Source organism: Lactobacillus rodentium, assembly GCF_003423665.1.
Classification (GTDB): domain Bacteria; phylum Bacillota; class Bacilli; order Lactobacillales; family Lactobacillaceae; genus Lactobacillus; species Lactobacillus rodentium.
Genome location: NZ_BFBY01000002.1, coordinates 187,742 through 203,657 on the forward strand (window position 1 = coordinate 187,742; position 15,916 = coordinate 203,657).

Sequence of the window (15,916 nt, forward strand, 5' to 3'; positions counted from 1 at the left end):
TAGCAGTAATGGAGTTTTTTATTCTTCTACAAATGAAGCATGTAAACAATAAATTGGATTTCCTTTTTCAGCAAATTTATGTTCATATTCAGTTTCAACATTTCTTGCAGCAATTTCATCCTCATCATGATGTAAATCAACACTTACATGTTCAAATTTCATCCCATAATTATTGAGACTTACTAAACTATATTCGAATAAACCACGATTATCAGTCTTAAATTCTAAGTGCCCTTCTGGCTTTAAAACTTTACGGTATTTATCTAAGAAGCTCTTGTAAGTTAAGCGACGTTTTTCGTGACGTGTTTTAGGCCAAGGATCAGAAAAGTTAAGATAAAGGACATCGACGCTGTTTTCTGGCAAGTAATAAGCGATATTAGCCGCATCAGCACACATTAATTGCAAGTTGTCGATGCCTTCTTCAAGTTTAGTTCTTAAAATCATCCCGGCCGCAGTAGTCTGTAATTCTACGCCGATGAAATTCATTTCGGGATGTTGTTTAGCCAAGGTCGTAATAAATTGACCCTTACCTGAACCAATTTCAATTGCTAAAGGTTTGGAGAAATCAGCAAATCTTTCTTCCCAATTAATTTTTTCATCAATATTTGGTTCATTAAGAATAGCTTCTGGGTGTTCTTTAACTAATTTTTGCGCCCAAGGTTTATTTCTTAATCTCATGAAGTCTCCTTTTAATAATTAGTATCTAACTTTTTTAAATAATTTTTCAATTCGTAATGGTAAATAACCATAAAGTAAGGCAAAAGTAAAAATTAATAATCCAATACTCATCCCAATTGCCAATAATTTTTGTGGTGAAAAGACAATAATTCCAGCACTAATTACTACCCATTCGATTAACATTCCTTTTTGTAAAACTCTGGCTAGAGCCTGTCCTCTTTTTGCCATCGGAATAGGCTGTACATGATACATGACATTATGTTCATAAACGATTCCTAAAGGAATTAACTGGTACAAGGTTAAGAAAATAATCAAGGCGCCGATTGCACCAGCCCAAATGTAATCTTGCAGTGCCCAAGATAATAAGACTGAAAAGATCATCATTCTTAGTAACAAATTGCTATATTCTGGATCTCGTAAGAGTACTCTTTGATACAAGAAAGTATTTGGCGTTTGTTTTTTATGAGTAAGAAATACATCAAAGTATTTTCTTCGTTTAATCTTAACTTTCTTTTCTGGCACATCAGTAAACATACTGTAAAAACTATTAACTAAGTCTTGTCGTCTTTCTTCATAGTCAATGGCCTTATACCAATTAAAAGCCTTTCCTTGTTCGAAATGGGGCAAAATTCCCCACACAATTAGCGTTATGGCAAGATAGAGCCATGATAAGTAGTTAAGCTGAATCGACAATAAAATAAAAATATAGTTAACTAATAAGAACATCCAGTAATTGTAGTATTCCTTATTATTGAAATAAAAAGATCGAGCTACTAAATGGAACTGTATATCTTTAGCAAATACTAAACCAATTGCTATTAAAACTAAGGCTAAAACTGACACACCTGCTCTTAATGTAGCAAACGGAAATAGCAAACCTGAAACTAAAACGATTAAGATAACTGGTAAAATCAAACTATGTCGATACAGAGGTTTGAAATACTCTTTTAGTTGATCATCTTCATTAAATAAAAATTGCTCATCAGCTCTTTTGAAGAGTGTGGCAAAATTGCCAATTCCTAAAACTACTGTCCAAATTAAAGCAATTAATGGCTTATAAAACCAAAGATTATGAGGCCATTTCTTAATATTTTGAGCATACCAAAACATCAAGGCGCCAAATAAAAATATCAAAGCCAAAATAAAGAAGTCATTAAAAACAAGAGTTAAATAATGCATTGAACGTTTAAAATTGGCATTAAGCCGTTTTTTAATAATATTATTCATGCTTTTTTTGCTCCTGATTTAAAATTTGGTATAAGCGATCAAATGAATCAGTTGGTTTGAGTCCATAAAACTTACGGATTTCATCTAAACTGCCTTCAATTTGAATAGTACCACCATTTAAGACGGCAAACTTTTGTACAACTTCTTGTGCTTCAGCCAAAACGTGGGTAGTCATCAAGACCATTTTATTTTGTTTGACAGCTTCTTTAATAAGGTCAATCAAATTAGCCACTGCAAGCGGATCTAAACCAGTAAAGGGTTCATCAATTACTAATAAATCCGCATTGGCCAAAAAGGCTGTTACGATCATTACCTTTTGCTTCATCCCTTTAGAAAAATTAATTGGTAACCAATCTAGTTTATTATCTAAGCGAAACATTTGGCATAATTCATGAGCTCGCTTCCAGGCTTGCTTTTTTTCTAACCCATAAGTAAGCATGACTAATTCCAAATGTTCTTTTAAGGTTAATTCCGGATAAAGAATTGGAGTTTCAGGAATATAAGCTACCATCTTCTTAAATTCACTAGGATTTTGCATTAATTTAACATCATTTAAACTAATACTCCCCTTTTGCATCCGCAGTAATCCGAGTAAATGCTTAATGGTAGTTGATTTACCCGCTCCATTCAAACCAATTAATCCGACCACCTGTCCTGGTTCAATGGTTAAATTTACATCTTTAATAACTTTAATCCCAGCGTAGCCACCGCTAAGATTTTGGATTTTTAATGACATTGTTCTTTCTCCTTACTGAAAAAACTTCCTTTATATGATAGCATGAACACTATAGTTACACTAAAATTTCTTAAATAAATTAAATAAATAGGAGTTCAAAATGAATGATAATGAATTAGTCGACGATTGTCTTTTTTGTAAAATTATTAGAGGTGAAATTCCTTCTTATACCGTTTTTGAAAATGATGATGTGAAGGCCTTTTTAGATATTTCACAAGTTACTAAGGGGCATACTCTTTTAGTACCTAAAAAACATCTCACTAATATTTTTGATTATAGTCAAGCAGATGCTCAAAGATTCTTACAATACATCCCTGAAGTAGCCCAAGCAATTAAAAAATCAGATCCAGAAATTAAAGGGTTAAACATTTTTGTTAATAATGGAGAGGTTGCTGGACAAGTTGTGATGCATTCTCATATTCACCTTGTACCACGCTATGGTGACAAAGAGGCGGTTTCAGTTCCACATGTAGATAACGCAGATAATTACGATGAAGCTCGTTACCAAGAAGTAGCAGATGCCATAAAAGACAATCTATAATATTATCCTCTCCGCAATGAATGCGGTACAATATTAATTGAATAAGTATTTAAAATAATATTTTATTGTTACAAAAGTATAGATAGAGGTAATAAAAATGGCAGGATTTTTAATTGGTGTAATTTCAGGTGCAGTTGTTGGTGGAGTTGCTTCTTTTGCAAAAGATCCACTTACTGGACGTCCTTTAAGAAAAGATGTACGTAATACTGTTGATACTTTCACTGATTCAGTTCACCGTTTATCTAATATTTACAATGAACTTGAAGAAAAGAATAAAAAAGAAGGTAACAAGGAATCTCGCGCTAAAGTATTTACTGATGCATTTACAGCAGCTTCTTTCAAGGCTCTTGATCATAAGAAGGTCTTTGCAGCAATCAAGGATTACGTTCATGGTGAACGTCCACAAGCTCAACCAGAAGAAGTTGATAAAGATGTAGACAGTACTACTAGTGCTTCTGAAGAAGAAGAACATAAGCCAACTGATACTGAAACTGGTGCTTCTGAAGAAGAACATAAAGAAACAGATGCAGCAACTGGTGCTTCTGAAGAAGAACATAAGGAATAAAAAATGAAATATTTTGCAAGCGGATTTGGTATTGGTACTATTTTGGGCGTAGCTTCATCTTTTTTATATGATCCAGAAACAAATCAAAAAGTAAAAGATGATGTTAAAGATTGGTTAATTGGTGTAAAGGATGATAGCGTAGCATTAACTACTAATATTCAAAACACTAAATCTAGTCTAGCTGATTTGAAAGCTCAACTTCCTTCAGCAATGCGGACCCTTTCTTCTTTAGAAAAGAGAGTTCAAAAGTATGAAAGAAATATCCAACCACATCTTAACAAGATCAAAACGGATTTAAATCAGATTAATCAAACTATTGAAAATTTAAAGTAGTTTTATTTAATTTTATTTTTATTATTTGAATAATTTTTAAAGTCTCTTTGCTTTTTTGGGCATTGAGGCTTTTTTATGTTATATTTGAACTTGTAAACTATCAAGTAATGGAGATTTTTATATATGAAAAAAACATGGAAAAAGGCTGCTGCTGTAGTAGCATTTGCTGGTATTGCATTAAGTGCAACTGCTTGTTCAAATAACAAAACTGTTGTGAGCTATAAGGGTGGTAAAATCACTCAACAAGATTACTACAACAAGATGAAAAAGTCTGCTGCCGGTCAATCACAATTAGCTTCAATGATTGTTAACGATGCATTAGAAGAACAATATGGTAAATACGTAACCGACAAGCAAGTAAACAAGCAATTTAATGAATCTAAGAAACAATATGGTTCTCAATTTTCTGCCGCATTACAACAACAAGGATTAACTGAATCAACTTATAAAGAAAGTATTAAAACTAATCTTTTAATGAATCAAGCTCTTCGTCACATTAAGAAGATTAGTAAAAAACAAGAAGAAAAAGCTTGGAAGAATTACCAACCAAAGGTACAAGTTGAACACATTTTAGTATCTAAAGAAAGTACCGCTAAAGATATTATTAATCAATTGAATAATGGTGCTAGCTTTGAAAGTTTAGCTAAGAAGTACTCAACTGATAGTGAAACTAAGAATAATGGTGGTAAATTACCAAAATTTGACTCTTCAGACACTTCTTTAGATTCATCATTTAAGACTGCAGCCTTTAAGCTTAAGAAGGGTGAATACACTAAGACTCCAGTTAAGAGTGAATATGGTTATCACGTAATTAAGATGATTAGTAAACCTTCTAAGGGTAGCTTTAAGTCACATAAGAAGGAACTCGACAACCAAATTTATGCCAAGATGGCTCAAGACCAAACAACAATGCAAAGTGTTCTTGCTACTGTCTTGAAGCGTGCTGATGTTTCAATTAAGGATAGTGACTTAAAGGATGTTTTAACTAAGTACGTTACTCCAGATGCAAAATAATTTATTTTAAAGTTAAAAAAACGACTCGATTTTAAATCGAGTCGTTTTTTCTTATCTATATCTCATCTATTAGTTTTTAAAGCTATGAACTGGTGCTGGAATTAATCCCCCACGATTAATCATTTTACTACTATCGGCATTACTGATTGCCATAATTGGAGCATGGCCAAGAAGTCCACCAAATTCAACAGTTTCGCCAATTTTTTTACCTGGAACGGGAATTACTCTAACCGCAGTGGTTTTATTATTAATCATCCCAATAGCTGCTTCATCAGCAATCATACCACTAATGGTTGTACTTGGTGTGTCACCTGGAATTGCGATCATATCTAGCCCTACCGAGCAAACAGCGGTCATTGCTTCTAATTTGGAAACATTAAGGGTTCCGTTTTCAACTGCCTTGATCATCCCGGCATCTTCAGAAACTGGAATAAAAGCACCTGATAAGCCTCCAACATGGTTGCAGGCCATTAAGCCACCTTTTTTAACTGCATCATTTAACATGGCAAGAGCAGCAGTTGTTCCGTGTGCACCAACTTGAGAAACTCCAATTTCTTCTAATACTTCAGCTACTGAATCTCCTGCAGCAGCCGTTGGAGCCAAAGAAAGATCAACTATTCCAAAAGGAACTCCCAATTTTTCAGCAGCTACACTACCAACTAGTTGACCCATGCGCGTAACCTTAAAGGCAGTTTTCTTAATTGTTTCAGCTACGATATCCATCGACTTACCTGCTACTTTTTCCAAAGCAGTCTTAACCACTCCTGGACCTGAAACACCAACATTGATAACCACATCCGGTTCACTTACACCGTGAAAACCACCGGCCATAAAGGGATTATCCTCAACTGCATTTGCAAAAATAACCAGCTTGGTATTGGTCATATAGTCCAGTTTGGCACTATCGACTACAACTTGACCCATTTTTTTAACTGCATCCATATTAATTCCACTTCTAGTTGAACCAACATTAACAGATGCACAAACATAATTTGTTTCCGCTAAGGCTTGAGGAAGAGAATCAATTAATACTTTATCTCCATTTTGAAAGCCCTTTTGCACTAAAGCACTAAAACCACCAATAAAATCTACTCCTAAAGTGCGAGCAGCACGATCTAAAGTTTTAGCGTACTTTACATAATCATGATCACCACTAGCAGCAGCAATTAACGATATCGGAGTTACAGTAATTCTTTTATTAGCGATTGGGATTCCATATTCGGTTTCAATTTCTTGTCCTACTTTAACTAAATCTTTAGCCTTAGTAGTTATTTTGTCATAAATTTTTTGACAGGCACGATCACTATCGCTATCAATACAATCAAGTAGTGAAATTCCCATTGTAATTGTTCTAATATCAAGATTTTCACTACTAATCATATGACTAGTTTCATAAATTTGTTGTGAGTCCATAAGCTCTCCTTAATCAAGCGTATGCATTGCTTCATAAAGTTTAGAATTACGAAGATTGATTTCTACTCCTAATTCTTTACCTAATTTATTAAATTTATTGGTTAATTCTTGGAAGTCTATTGTTTCAGGCAAAGCCAAAGACATCATCATCACGAATTCTTTTTCCATAATAGTTTGAGAAACATCCAAAATATTGATTTTATTTTCTGCTAATAAGTTGCTAACACTCGCAATTATGCCTACTTTGTCGTGACCAATTACTGATAAAATTGCTTTCATAAACAAACTTCTCTTTCTTTTAATTTAATTATCACAAGTCTACTTGCTTTTACATAAATGTGTCAAGAAAAAATATAATTAAAAGCCAGAAAAGTAATCTTCTGGCTTTTAATTATTCTAATTTTTGTGAATTATCTATGGCCTCATCTTGCTTAGGACGATAAAATCTTCGATTATCTTGAGATGGAATAATATCAGTAAAATAACCCGGCTTGGTATATTGTAAGGCCCGTGTAATAGCATAAATTGTCGCATCCATATCATCGATCATATGTAAAAGTTCAGCTTCAAGTAAAGCGGGTCTTCTAGCAGCCCCATATTCTGGTAAACCATGATGAGAAAGGACCATATGTCTTAACAAGACTACATCTTCGGCCTCTGGATCGAGTTGTAGTTCTTTAGCAGCCAAAATAATCTGCTCATCAATTAGAACTAAATGTCCAATCAAATTCCCTTCAGTCGTATATTTGGTCGCAACGGGTCCTGATAATTCTAATACCTTTCCCATATCATGGAGAATACAGCCCGCGTATAAAAGTGAACGATCAACTTGAGGATAGGTATTAGTAATTCCTTCAGCATCTTTTAACATGGTTACTGTATGAAACGCTAAGCCACCACGTACTGCATGATGATTAGATTTACCAGCTGGAAAAGTAAAAAACTCTTGATTCCATTTTTTTAATAAGTAACGAACTATCCGATTCCAGGTGGGATTTAAAATTTCAAAAACCCTTTTGTTAATTGTTTCTTCTAAATTTTCACGCTTAATTGGAGCAGACTTAACAAATTGACTAAAATCATAGCCTTCATTTTCACCCACCACTCGCATGGAAAAAATTTTTATTTGTGGATGATCTTGATACTCTTCACGCTTACCATTTAATTCCACCACAGTACCTGAAGCATATCGCTGGGCATCTTCTTTAGTCGCATCCCAGTAATTACCTCTAATGGTACCACTCGCATCACTAAAATTAAGAATCAAATAAGGCTTGCCATTTTTACTAGTTCTCATTTTCGATTCTTTTATCATGACAAGAATTTCCATTTCTTCGCCATCATTATATTCCATTAAATTTTTTCGCATCTAATTCTCCTGATTTAAATCAATCACTTTACAATTTAATTGGTTTGCTAAGTCAACTCGTTGGGTAAAAATGATCACTTGCGTCTTTTGACTTAATAACTCTAAAAGATTGATAATATTATCAATTCTTTGTTGATCAAAATTAACAAATGCATCATCAATCAAAACGGGTAAAGAAATTTCATCAGCGATTTGTTCAACAAAAGCTAACTTCAAGGCAAAATATAGTTGTTCACTGGTTCCACGAGATAAATATTGAACTTTTACCTTTTTATTATTCTTATTTTTTACTGTAAGACCCTTTTCAAAATCTAAATCGTGGTAACGCCCATTAGTTAGTAATCCAAAATATTCTTTGGCACTAGATAACATTTTAGGGAAACGTTCATTAGAAGCCAGATCTAAACTTCGACTAATCCAGTTGGTCACAATTAAATCTGATAAATATTCTGTACTTTCTTGTCTCAATTGTGCCTTTAAATTAGCAAGCTGCTGGTTACTGTTAAACACCGCATCAGAATCTGCTAAATTATTTTGCTTAGCCTTAACATCTGCAATTGCTTGCTGCTTTTCATTAACTTGGCTATTTTGTCGAATAATCTGATCATTAATTTTGGAGAGTTCTTGATCTAATTCATGATTTTGCCGATAAGTTTGTAACTCTTTTAAATCACCCGCTAAGTTATTTTTTAAAGTCGCTAATTGTAATTTGATTTTTTCTTGCTCTAAAAAGAGTTGGCGTCTTTTATCCAATTCAGCTAAAGATTTTACTTGTGCTTGCACCAATAATTTATTTAGTTGTGCTTCATTAGTTTTTATTTTTAAGTTTAAGTCAATAATTTGATTTTTTAAGTTGTTTTGCTTAAATCTTGCATTTTGTTGTTTTTCGAGTAATTTATGGAGTGAATTTAAAGCATCATTTACTTCATTGCTACTTCTTAGCTCCTGATTAAGAGCAACACTAATTTGTGAAATATAAGTATTAATTGCCTGATTTAATTTTGTGATTTCTGTTTGATCATGCTTCAATTCTTCTTGTTTAGATAATAAGTTTACTAATTGACTTAAACTATTATCTAAATCAAAACTATTTAAATCAAAGGGATATTTATCTTCGAATAACTTTTGGGCACTATTAGAAGTAGTTCCTGGTCTTAAAAAGTAAATTCCAGCTCCAATTCCAGCAAGAATTAATAATATTCCAATCATTAAATTTTGCTGACTAAACACAAGTATGAGACCAATTAGAAGTACTAAACCACTGATAGCCATAGGAACAATATTAGTTTGTTTTTGCAGAGTTTGTGACTCCTGTTTAGCCCGCTGATAGTCTGTTTTTAATTCTGCTAAACTTTGATCATTATATTTTTGAAGCTTAACTAACTCTGGTTGATAACTTTCTAACCTTTTAATTTCATCATTTAAACGTTTTACTTGTTGGGATAAATTATTTAATTGACTTTGCCATTGTAAAAACTCTGCTTTTTCGTTAAGCAAGCCATTAATTTGATCAGTATTGACCTGATTTTGATCTAGATCAAAATCTTGGATTTGCTTTTTAAGCTTTTCAACTTGTTCTTTTTCAACTTTAATTTCACGATCTAGACTCTTAATTTGATCAAAATTTTCCTGTGAAAATTCAACTGGTTGATACTTTGCTTTTAAGTTTTGATATTCAACAAAATTCTTTTCTTTAGTTTGTAATAGCTGCAGTTGTTGTTGCTTTTTCTTTAACTTTGCTAGTTCTTTTTGAAACTTGGTTAACTCACTTAAGAGGTCCTTTTTTTCTTGATCTAATTTTTGATAATCTTCATATTCACTGGCGGCCTGTCCAACAAGTTCTTTTTGTGATTTTATTTGAGATATCAGCTGATTAATAATTGGTTTCTTTCCCGTAGGCTTAAATAATTTTCCAGCTTCATCTCCATATTTATCGCGCAAACTTAAGAGTTTATTACTTTGGGCTGCTCCTAAAAAATAGATTCGTTCAATTAATTGCTTTTCATCAAGCCCCGTTACTTCGGCTAATAAATCTTGATTAAAAATAAAAGAATCAGTATAAAAATCATCATCAATATTTTTCAGGGAATTGAAAAATGTAGCTTCTGGTACTTCCTGACCATTCAGAAAAACAGTAAGAATTCCTTTTTTGGGATCACCTTTAGCGTAAAGTCTTTCTAAGATATATTTATTTTTTTCATCTTCAAAAAATAATTTTCCTCCCATCGGACTAACATGATCTAAAGGAAAATAATCCTCAAAAAATTTTGATTTTTTTGATTTTAAATGAAAACCAAATAATACCTGTTTTATAAAAGCAACAATTGTACTTTTTCCTGCTTCATTATTCCCCAAAAAAAGATTTAAATTTTTATCTAGCTCAAAGGAAACATTACTTAATTTTCCAAAGTGAATAATTTCGATTTTACTTAATCTCATCATCAAATCCTTTTAGTTCTTGTCCCAACTTAACTGTGGCTAAATCTTGAATTTCTTTTAAAAACTCTTCATTTTCAAAAAGTTCTCGTACAGTATCGTCTTTTTTAGCCAAATTTTTCCCTAATATTTTAATATTTTCAGGTGATAAAACTTCAGCTCTTGCTTGATCAAATGCTTCTTTATCACTTTCATTTAAACTTAAAACATCATTATCTTTTAAATAAACCTTCACCAAACGTGAGTTGAAAGGTAAATTATTTGATATTTGTTCCCAACTATCTGGATCACGAATAAATTCCATTTCTTCATCAGTTAAAAATTGTGCCCCTTTAAGTTCAACTGCAAGAAGTGTTTCTTGTTCAAGATGTTGTCTCAATTCAGTTTGAAGTAATTGAATTAATTCAGTTTGGCTCTGTGGCTGGTTTAGGTTAATTGTAATTTTTTGCCAGATTACTGGTGCAGTTGGAACAAACTTAATTTGTACTGTATTAATATTTTCATTAACTTCACCATAGTAATATCCCTTCGGACCACTTTCATTAATATGACGTCCCTGAATATTACCACTGTAGACAATTTTTGGTTGCTCACTCAATACTTGCCGTAAATGAATATGACCTAAAGCAAAATAGTCATAATTCAAGGCCTTTATTTCACTTGTTTCAAAGGGAGCATAATTATCTTGGCCTTGGTTATGCATTTTTTCACCAGCATGCATTAAACCAAAAGTAAAAACATTATCGGTTTTTTCGGGAAACTCATTAATTTTATCAGAAGTAATATGATTTTCTTGGTATGAGAAGCCAACTACTCGATAAGTAAAATTATTCTTAGTTTTAAATTCAATTTTTTCTACTTCTTGGTCAGATCCCAAAAGTTTAAAATATGGAGACTGTGGTAATAGTAATTCATCTGGTTTTAAATAATCATGATTACCTAAAATCATTACTGTTTGAATTTCATGATCAACTAAACGTTGCAATTGGTTATTAAGAAAAATCTGACTTTGAGGACTGGGATGAATAGAATCAAAAGTATCCCCAGCAATTAGTACTAAATCTACTTCATTCGCAATTGCCTGATCAATAATTTTCTTAAAAGAAGTTTGAGTAGTATTTTTAATCTTTTCAAATTGATTAGATGGCAAAAAAGATAGTCCTAAAAAAGGACTATCTAAATGCGCATCAGCTAAATGAACAAATTTCATAATTATTTTTTATCTTCTGCCAATTCCTTATATAAATCACCAACAGATTTAGTGATGCTTTGTTGAATATCATTAATAATCTTATATAATTTTTGTTCTTCAGTGATCATTTTCTTTAATAAATCACTATTTGTCACAGCCTTATTTACTTCTTCATATTCTTTTTTCATTTCATCGGTCATTGGTTGTCCGGTTTGTTGGGCTGCCATAATTTTGCGTTGTAAAGCATCCATTCTTTGGTAAAGTTTTAGGCTTTCTGGATTATTTTTAACTTCATTAACTGCTTTTTGCAAAGCTTGATATTCTGGAGTTTGCTTTAAGTCTTCTGCTAATTTATTTACATCATCATAAATGTTAACCATAATTAAATCTCCTCTTTTAATCTTTATCGATTTTCAAAAAATCCTTTAACATTATTATACCATTCATTTACCTTGGACCCAGCATCATTGACTCCCTTTTGGATCTGATCACCGAATTGGCTAAACCAATTTTTATCATTTCCGGCTGCTTTTGCTATTTGATTTGGACTCTTTTCAGTAAATTGAGTTTGTGGTGTATACGGTAAAATATTTTCCATTTCTGAACGGTATAGACGGGTAACCCCAGTTTCTGAAACACCATGCATAAAATGATTTTCATCAGTTTGATCAAAACCAACCCAAGTTGAAACTACTACGTCTGGCGTATATCCTACAAGCCATTGGTCCTTAGTACCAAAGCCATAAGAATCTGGAACTTCAGTTGAACCAGTTTTTCCGGCCACTTTAAAACCTGAAGGAGCAGCTGACTGGGCCGTTCCATTTTCAAAGACTCCTAATAACATAGAAGTCATTTCTTTTGACGTATTTTCAGAAATAATTCGATGCGAGCCAGTATCTTTATTTTGCGCAATTACTTTACCACTTGCATCAGTAATCTTTGTAATAAAATGCGTTTGATTAGGTAAATTTCCCTTATTAGCAAAGGCACTATAGGCTTGGGCCATCTGTAATGGAGATACTCCAGTTGATAAACCACCTAAAGCCAAGGCTAAATTTTGATCTTTTTTATTGACATGGATGCCAAAGTTTTCTACCGATTGAACGCCCTTTGACACCCCAATTTTATCTAACAACCAAACAGCAGGAACATTTTTACTTTCAGCTACTGCTTGATACATTGGAATTGTATTAGAGTACTCATTATCAACATTATGGGGCTCATAGTCATTCTTACCAAACTTTTGGAGCTTATTTGATAACTTTGAATCATAGTTATAACCATTTTGTAAGGCAGGTGCATATACTGCGAGTGGTTTAATACTTGATCCCGGTTGACGCTTCGTCTGGGTAGCTCGATTGTAGCCTCTAAATACATGTTTACCACGGCCACCCACAATCGCACGAACTTCACCAGTTTTGGGATCTAAGGCTACACTTGCAGCTTGTACTTGCGTTCCGTCACTTGCATTAGCTGGAAAATTACTTTCATTTTCAAAACTATTTTGCATGGCAGTTTGATAACTTGTATCTAAAGTTGTATATATTTTCAAGCCCTTATTCATTACGTCTTCTTCCTTCAAGCCATAACGATTAATTGCTTCATCCACAACTGCATCAAAGAAATAAGGATAGCGATATCCATTTTTTTGAGTAAAAGTATTGTGTAAAGTCAAACTTGTTGCTTGAGCTTCTTTTTCTTGCGTTGCTGAAATTTTATTATTCTCTTTCATGAGACCTAAAACCACATTTCGCCGCGCAATTGCATTATCCATATGATCAATTGGATTATACCCACTAGGATTTTTAAGCATTCCTGCTAGGGTTGCTGCTTCATTCAAAGTTACATCACTGGCATCCTTACCAAAATACCTTCTTGAAGCATCTTGCACGCCCCAAACACCATTACCAAAATAAGCATTATTTAAGTACATAGTTAAGATATCTTTTTTTGAATACGTATGATTAATTTCAATGGCAAAAAATAATTCTTCGAATTTTCTTGAAAATGTTTGTTGCTGAGTAAGTAGAGCATTTTTGGCTAATTGTTGGGTTAATGTTGAACCACCACCAACAATACCATGATGAATGATGCCTCCCAAAGCTGCTCGTGCCATTCCTTTAATACTGAAACCATGATTTTGATAAAAGGTACGATCCTCAGTTGAGATTACTGCATTTTGGATATTAGGTGAAATTTTATCTAATTCTACAAAAGAACCCTTTTGTGAATATAATTCACCTGCTTTTTGTCCCTTATCATCATAAATTACAGTCGTAGTGGCCAAAGAAGCCTTTAAATTTGGGATATTAGAAGTTTTGACTTTAACGGTATAATAAGTACAGACAAGTAAAAATAAAGTCAAAATAATTAGTATTAACCAGCGAATAATTTGAAATCGATGGTTAAAATTTTTAAGATGCACCCAGAGGCTGTGTGCAAAACTATGTTTTTCCGAATGCATTAACTGCTTCTCCTTAACTAAATCAATATTTTGATTTTAGCATATTAATTAATACTCTATTGCAACCTAAATTAAGTTTAATAAAAAATCAAGATGAAAGAATATAATTTCACTTTAAAATATCCACAAAATTATCCACCTGTTACAGTTGATAACCTTATGCGTCAGCTTCTTATTCCTAGGAAATGGCGTCACTTTTTACGCATTGAACAAAAAATATTAGTAAATGATAAGTATTTACCATTAAACTTTGAAGTTAAATCAGGTGATACTGTCAGTCTTACGCTGAGCCATGTTGAATCAACCCAGCAATCTTATCCTACTAGTGGTAAATTACCAAAAATAACTTATGAAGATCAAAATATTTTGGTAATTAATAAACCAGCCGGTCAAAAAACACATCCAAATTTAACGGAAACCAATACCGCTTTGAACGATGCCGCAACATATTTGACTTATTCACCCTATATTGTTCACCGCCTTGATATGCTGACAAATGGCCTTTTGTTAATAGCCAAGAATCCAGCCGTAGTTCCTATTTTAAATCGACAGCTTACTAATAAAACCTTAAATAGAGAATATTATGCTTGGGTAGATAATAGAAATTTAGAAAATAAGAGTGGAACAATTACCTTCCCCATAGGGCAAGATCCTCTTGATCAAAGAAAACGAATAGTTAGCAAAACTGGTTTACCAGCTATTACACATTACAAAGTCATTCAAACTTCTGGTAATCAATCAAAATTAGCCATCAGGTTAGAAACTGGCCGAACTCATCAAATTAGAGTTCATTTAGCTAGTATTGGGTGCCCAATTATTGGTGATCCTCTCTACAATCCTACTTACAAAGAAGGCCAGGATTTACAATTAAAAGCTTATCGTCTTAGTTTTCAAAAACCTTTCTCTTTTGAAAAAATTACGGTTACACTATAAAAATAAAAAAACCTCAGGAAAACACCTGAGGTTTTTATCATTTTAAATTGAATTATTCTTCGTTTAATGAAGCTTCATCAAAGTGAACTGATGATTCTTTTGAATCAATTGGAGCAGTACCCATCCATGAAATCATTTCTTTCATAGAATCAGTAATAGCATCAGTACCAGCTCTTAAAAGCTTACGAGGGTCATAACCCTTGTTACCCTTGTCTAAGTCCATCTTTTCTTCGATGTACTTACGAGTAGCTGCTTGGAATGCTAATTGGAATTCAGTGTTAATGTTGATCTTAGCAATACCTAAAGAAATTGCCTTTTCAATTTGATCTTGAGGAATACCAGAACCACCGTGTAAAACAAGTGGAGTATCAGGAACAGCTTCAGCAATTTCCTTCAAACGATCAAAGTTCAAGCCTTTCCAGCCTTCTGGGTAAACACCGTGGATGTTACCAATACCACAAGCAAGTTTATCAACACCAGCTGCAACGAACTTCTTAGCATCTTCAACAGAAGCTAATTCACCGCCATCGGCACCTTGGTTTTCACCAATCTTACCAATTTCAGCTTCAACAGAAATTCCTCTTTCGTGAGCTAATCTGATGATTTCTTTAGTCTTTTCTAAGTTTTCTTCAACTGGAAGGTTGTGACCATCAAACATAACTGATGAGTAACCAAGTGCAATACATTCCTTAGCTGATTCATAGTCACCGTGGTCTAAGTTTAAGATAACTGGTACATCGATGTCCATGTTATCCATTTCGTTTTCAACAAGATCCTTAACAGTCTTGTAACCACCCATGTACTTAGCAGCACCAGTAGAAACTTGAATCAATAATGGAGTTCTAGTTTCCTTAGCACCCTTTAATAATGCACGAGTCCATTCAAGGTTGTTAGTGTTGTAAGCACCTACAGCGTAATGGTTTTTACGAGCAGCTTTAAAAATTTCGTTACCGTTTACAAAATAAGCCATTATAAAATACCTCCTAATTTCTTGTACAACTTTAGTTTAACCCAT

At 33.1% G+C, this 15,916-nt stretch carries 16 protein-coding genes; 5 read left to right on the forward strand and 11 right to left on the reverse strand.

From position 1 onward, the window contains the following. Positions 1-18: 18 nt before the first annotated feature. From trmB to LrDSM24759_RS02235, 3 genes are read right to left on the reverse strand one after another with little or no spacing between them, the layout of a single operon-like run. A complete protein-coding gene (gene trmB, locus LrDSM24759_RS02225) occupies positions 19-678 on the reverse strand; it encodes a tRNA (guanosine(46)-N7)-methyltransferase TrmB (RefSeq protein WP_117117872.1) in 660 nt (219 codons plus the stop codon). Between the two features lie 18 nt (positions 679-696). Then, positions 697-1,905 (reverse strand): ABC transporter permease, encoded by a 1,209-nt coding sequence (locus LrDSM24759_RS02230; RefSeq protein WP_117117873.1) that lies wholly within the window; start codon positions 1,903-1,905, stop codon positions 697-699. Then, on the reverse strand, positions 1,898-2,641 hold the full coding sequence (locus tag LrDSM24759_RS02235; RefSeq protein ID WP_117117874.1) for an ABC transporter ATP-binding protein: 744 nt from the start codon (positions 2,639-2,641) through the stop codon (positions 1,898-1,900). Before LrDSM24759_RS02235 ends, LrDSM24759_RS02230 begins: the two co-directional genes overlap by 8 nt. Positions 2,642-2,741: 100 nt before the next feature. On the opposite strand from LrDSM24759_RS02235, the gene LrDSM24759_RS02240 reads away from it, so the two are divergent. From LrDSM24759_RS02240 to LrDSM24759_RS02255, 4 genes are all read left to right on the forward strand, one after another. Beyond that, complete coding sequence (locus LrDSM24759_RS02240; RefSeq protein ID WP_117117875.1) at positions 2,742-3,182, forward strand: HIT family protein; 441 nt, start codon at positions 2,742-2,744, stop codon at positions 3,180-3,182. A 97-nt stretch (positions 3,183-3,279) separates the two neighbouring features. Continuing rightward, a complete protein-coding gene (locus tag LrDSM24759_RS02245) occupies positions 3,280-3,747 on the forward strand; it encodes a hypothetical protein (protein ID WP_117117876.1) in 468 nt (155 codons plus the stop codon). Positions 3,748-3,750: 3 nt separating this feature from the next. Continuing rightward, a complete protein-coding gene (locus LrDSM24759_RS02250) occupies positions 3,751-4,080 on the forward strand; it encodes a YtxH domain-containing protein (protein ID WP_117117877.1) in 330 nt (109 codons plus the stop codon). A 123-nt stretch (positions 4,081-4,203) separates the two neighbouring features. Further along, on the forward strand, positions 4,204-5,094 hold the full coding sequence (locus LrDSM24759_RS02255) for a peptidylprolyl isomerase (protein ID WP_117117878.1): 891 nt from the start codon (positions 4,204-4,206) through the stop codon (positions 5,092-5,094). Between the two features lie 69 nt (positions 5,095-5,163). Here LrDSM24759_RS02255 and LrDSM24759_RS02260 read toward each other — a convergent pair whose 3' ends face one another. The 7 genes from LrDSM24759_RS02260 to LrDSM24759_RS02290 all read right to left on the reverse strand — a co-directional run bounded on the left by LrDSM24759_RS02260 (position 5,164) and on the right by LrDSM24759_RS02290 (position 13,968). After that, positions 5,164-6,507, reverse strand: a complete 1,344-nt coding sequence (locus LrDSM24759_RS02260; RefSeq protein WP_117117879.1) for a PFL family protein — start codon at positions 6,505-6,507, stop codon at positions 5,164-5,166. A gap of 9 nt (positions 6,508-6,516) precedes the next feature. Beyond that, the gene (locus LrDSM24759_RS02265; protein ID WP_117117880.1) at positions 6,517-6,786 is read right to left on the reverse strand and encodes an ACT domain-containing protein; all 270 of its coding nucleotides are present in this window, start codon (positions 6,784-6,786) and stop codon (positions 6,517-6,519) included. A gap of 112 nt (positions 6,787-6,898) precedes the next feature. Next, complete coding sequence (locus tag LrDSM24759_RS02270; RefSeq protein WP_117117881.1) at positions 6,899-7,876, reverse strand: 3'-5' exoribonuclease YhaM family protein; 978 nt, start codon at positions 7,874-7,876, stop codon at positions 6,899-6,901. After that, complete coding sequence (locus tag LrDSM24759_RS02275) at positions 7,877-10,315, reverse strand: ATP-binding protein (protein ID WP_157964229.1); 2,439 nt, start codon at positions 10,313-10,315, stop codon at positions 7,877-7,879. Then, on the reverse strand, positions 10,302-11,522 hold the full coding sequence (locus tag LrDSM24759_RS02280) for a metallophosphoesterase family protein (protein ID WP_117117883.1): 1,221 nt from the start codon (positions 11,520-11,522) through the stop codon (positions 10,302-10,304). The genes LrDSM24759_RS02275 and LrDSM24759_RS02280 overlap by 14 nt, the downstream gene beginning before the upstream one ends. A 2-nt stretch (positions 11,523-11,524) precedes the next feature. Further along, positions 11,525-11,884 carry a YlbF family regulator gene (locus LrDSM24759_RS02285; protein ID WP_117117884.1) on the reverse strand — a complete coding sequence of 120 codons (360 nt, stop codon included), beginning with the start codon at positions 11,882-11,884 and terminating at the stop codon, positions 11,525-11,527. Between the two features lie 23 nt (positions 11,885-11,907). Next, positions 11,908-13,968: a PBP1A family penicillin-binding protein gene (locus tag LrDSM24759_RS02290; RefSeq protein ID WP_117117885.1), complete on the reverse strand. Its 2,061-nt coding sequence runs from the start codon at positions 13,966-13,968 to the stop codon at positions 11,908-11,910. Between the two features lie 93 nt (positions 13,969-14,061). Between LrDSM24759_RS02290 and LrDSM24759_RS02295 the strand changes: the two genes are divergently transcribed. Continuing rightward, positions 14,062-14,901 carry an RluA family pseudouridine synthase gene (locus LrDSM24759_RS02295; protein ID WP_117117886.1) on the forward strand — a complete coding sequence of 280 codons (840 nt, stop codon included), beginning with the start codon at positions 14,062-14,064 and terminating at the stop codon, positions 14,899-14,901. Positions 14,902-14,953: 52 nt separating this feature from the next. Here LrDSM24759_RS02295 and fba read toward each other — a convergent pair whose 3' ends face one another. After that, positions 14,954-15,871, reverse strand: coding sequence for a class II fructose-1,6-bisphosphate aldolase (fba, locus tag LrDSM24759_RS02300; protein ID WP_117117887.1), 918 nt, complete (start codon positions 15,869-15,871; stop codon positions 14,954-14,956). Positions 15,872-15,916 lie beyond the last annotated feature (45 nt).

What these genes read in the sequence shown, in the direction of transcription:
- trmB (WP_117117872.1), bottom strand. Translation starts at nt 678, where the DNA reads ATGAGATTAAGAAATAAACCTTGGGCGCAAAAATTAGTTAAAGAACAC.
- LrDSM24759_RS02230 (WP_117117873.1), bottom strand. Translation starts at nt 1,905, where the DNA reads ATGAATAATATTATTAAAAAACGGCTTAATGCCAATTTTAAACGTTCA.
- LrDSM24759_RS02235 (WP_117117874.1), bottom strand. Translation starts at nt 2,641, where the DNA reads ATGTCATTAAAAATCCAAAATCTTAGCGGTGGCTACGCTGGGATTAAA.
- LrDSM24759_RS02240 (WP_117117875.1), top strand. Translation starts at nt 2,742, where the DNA reads ATGAATGATAATGAATTAGTCGACGATTGTCTTTTTTGTAAAATTATT.
- LrDSM24759_RS02245 (WP_117117876.1), top strand. Translation starts at nt 3,280, where the DNA reads ATGGCAGGATTTTTAATTGGTGTAATTTCAGGTGCAGTTGTTGGTGGA.
- LrDSM24759_RS02250 (WP_117117877.1), top strand. Translation starts at nt 3,751, where the DNA reads ATGAAATATTTTGCAAGCGGATTTGGTATTGGTACTATTTTGGGCGTA.
- LrDSM24759_RS02255 (WP_117117878.1), top strand. Translation starts at nt 4,204, where the DNA reads ATGAAAAAAACATGGAAAAAGGCTGCTGCTGTAGTAGCATTTGCTGGT.
- LrDSM24759_RS02260 (WP_117117879.1), bottom strand. Translation starts at nt 6,507, where the DNA reads ATGGACTCACAACAAATTTATGAAACTAGTCATATGATTAGTAGTGAA.
- LrDSM24759_RS02265 (WP_117117880.1), bottom strand. Translation starts at nt 6,786, where the DNA reads ATGAAAGCAATTTTATCAGTAATTGGTCACGACAAAGTAGGCATAATT.
- LrDSM24759_RS02270 (WP_117117881.1), bottom strand. Translation starts at nt 7,876, where the DNA reads ATGCGAAAAAATTTAATGGAATATAATGATGGCGAAGAAATGGAAATT.
- LrDSM24759_RS02275 (WP_157964229.1), bottom strand. Translation starts at nt 10,315, where the DNA reads ATGAGATTAAGTAAAATCGAAATTATTCACTTTGGAAAATTAAGTAAT.
- LrDSM24759_RS02280 (WP_117117883.1), bottom strand. Translation starts at nt 11,522, where the DNA reads ATGAAATTTGTTCATTTAGCTGATGCGCATTTAGATAGTCCTTTTTTA.
- LrDSM24759_RS02285 (WP_117117884.1), bottom strand. Translation starts at nt 11,884, where the DNA reads ATGGTTAACATTTATGATGATGTAAATAAATTAGCAGAAGACTTAAAG.
- LrDSM24759_RS02290 (WP_117117885.1), bottom strand. Translation starts at nt 13,968, where the DNA reads ATGCATTCGGAAAAACATAGTTTTGCACACAGCCTCTGGGTGCATCTT.
- LrDSM24759_RS02295 (WP_117117886.1), top strand. Translation starts at nt 14,062, where the DNA reads ATGAAAGAATATAATTTCACTTTAAAATATCCACAAAATTATCCACCT.
- fba (WP_117117887.1), bottom strand. Translation starts at nt 15,871, where the DNA reads ATGGCTTATTTTGTAAACGGTAACGAAATTTTTAAAGCTGCTCGTAAA.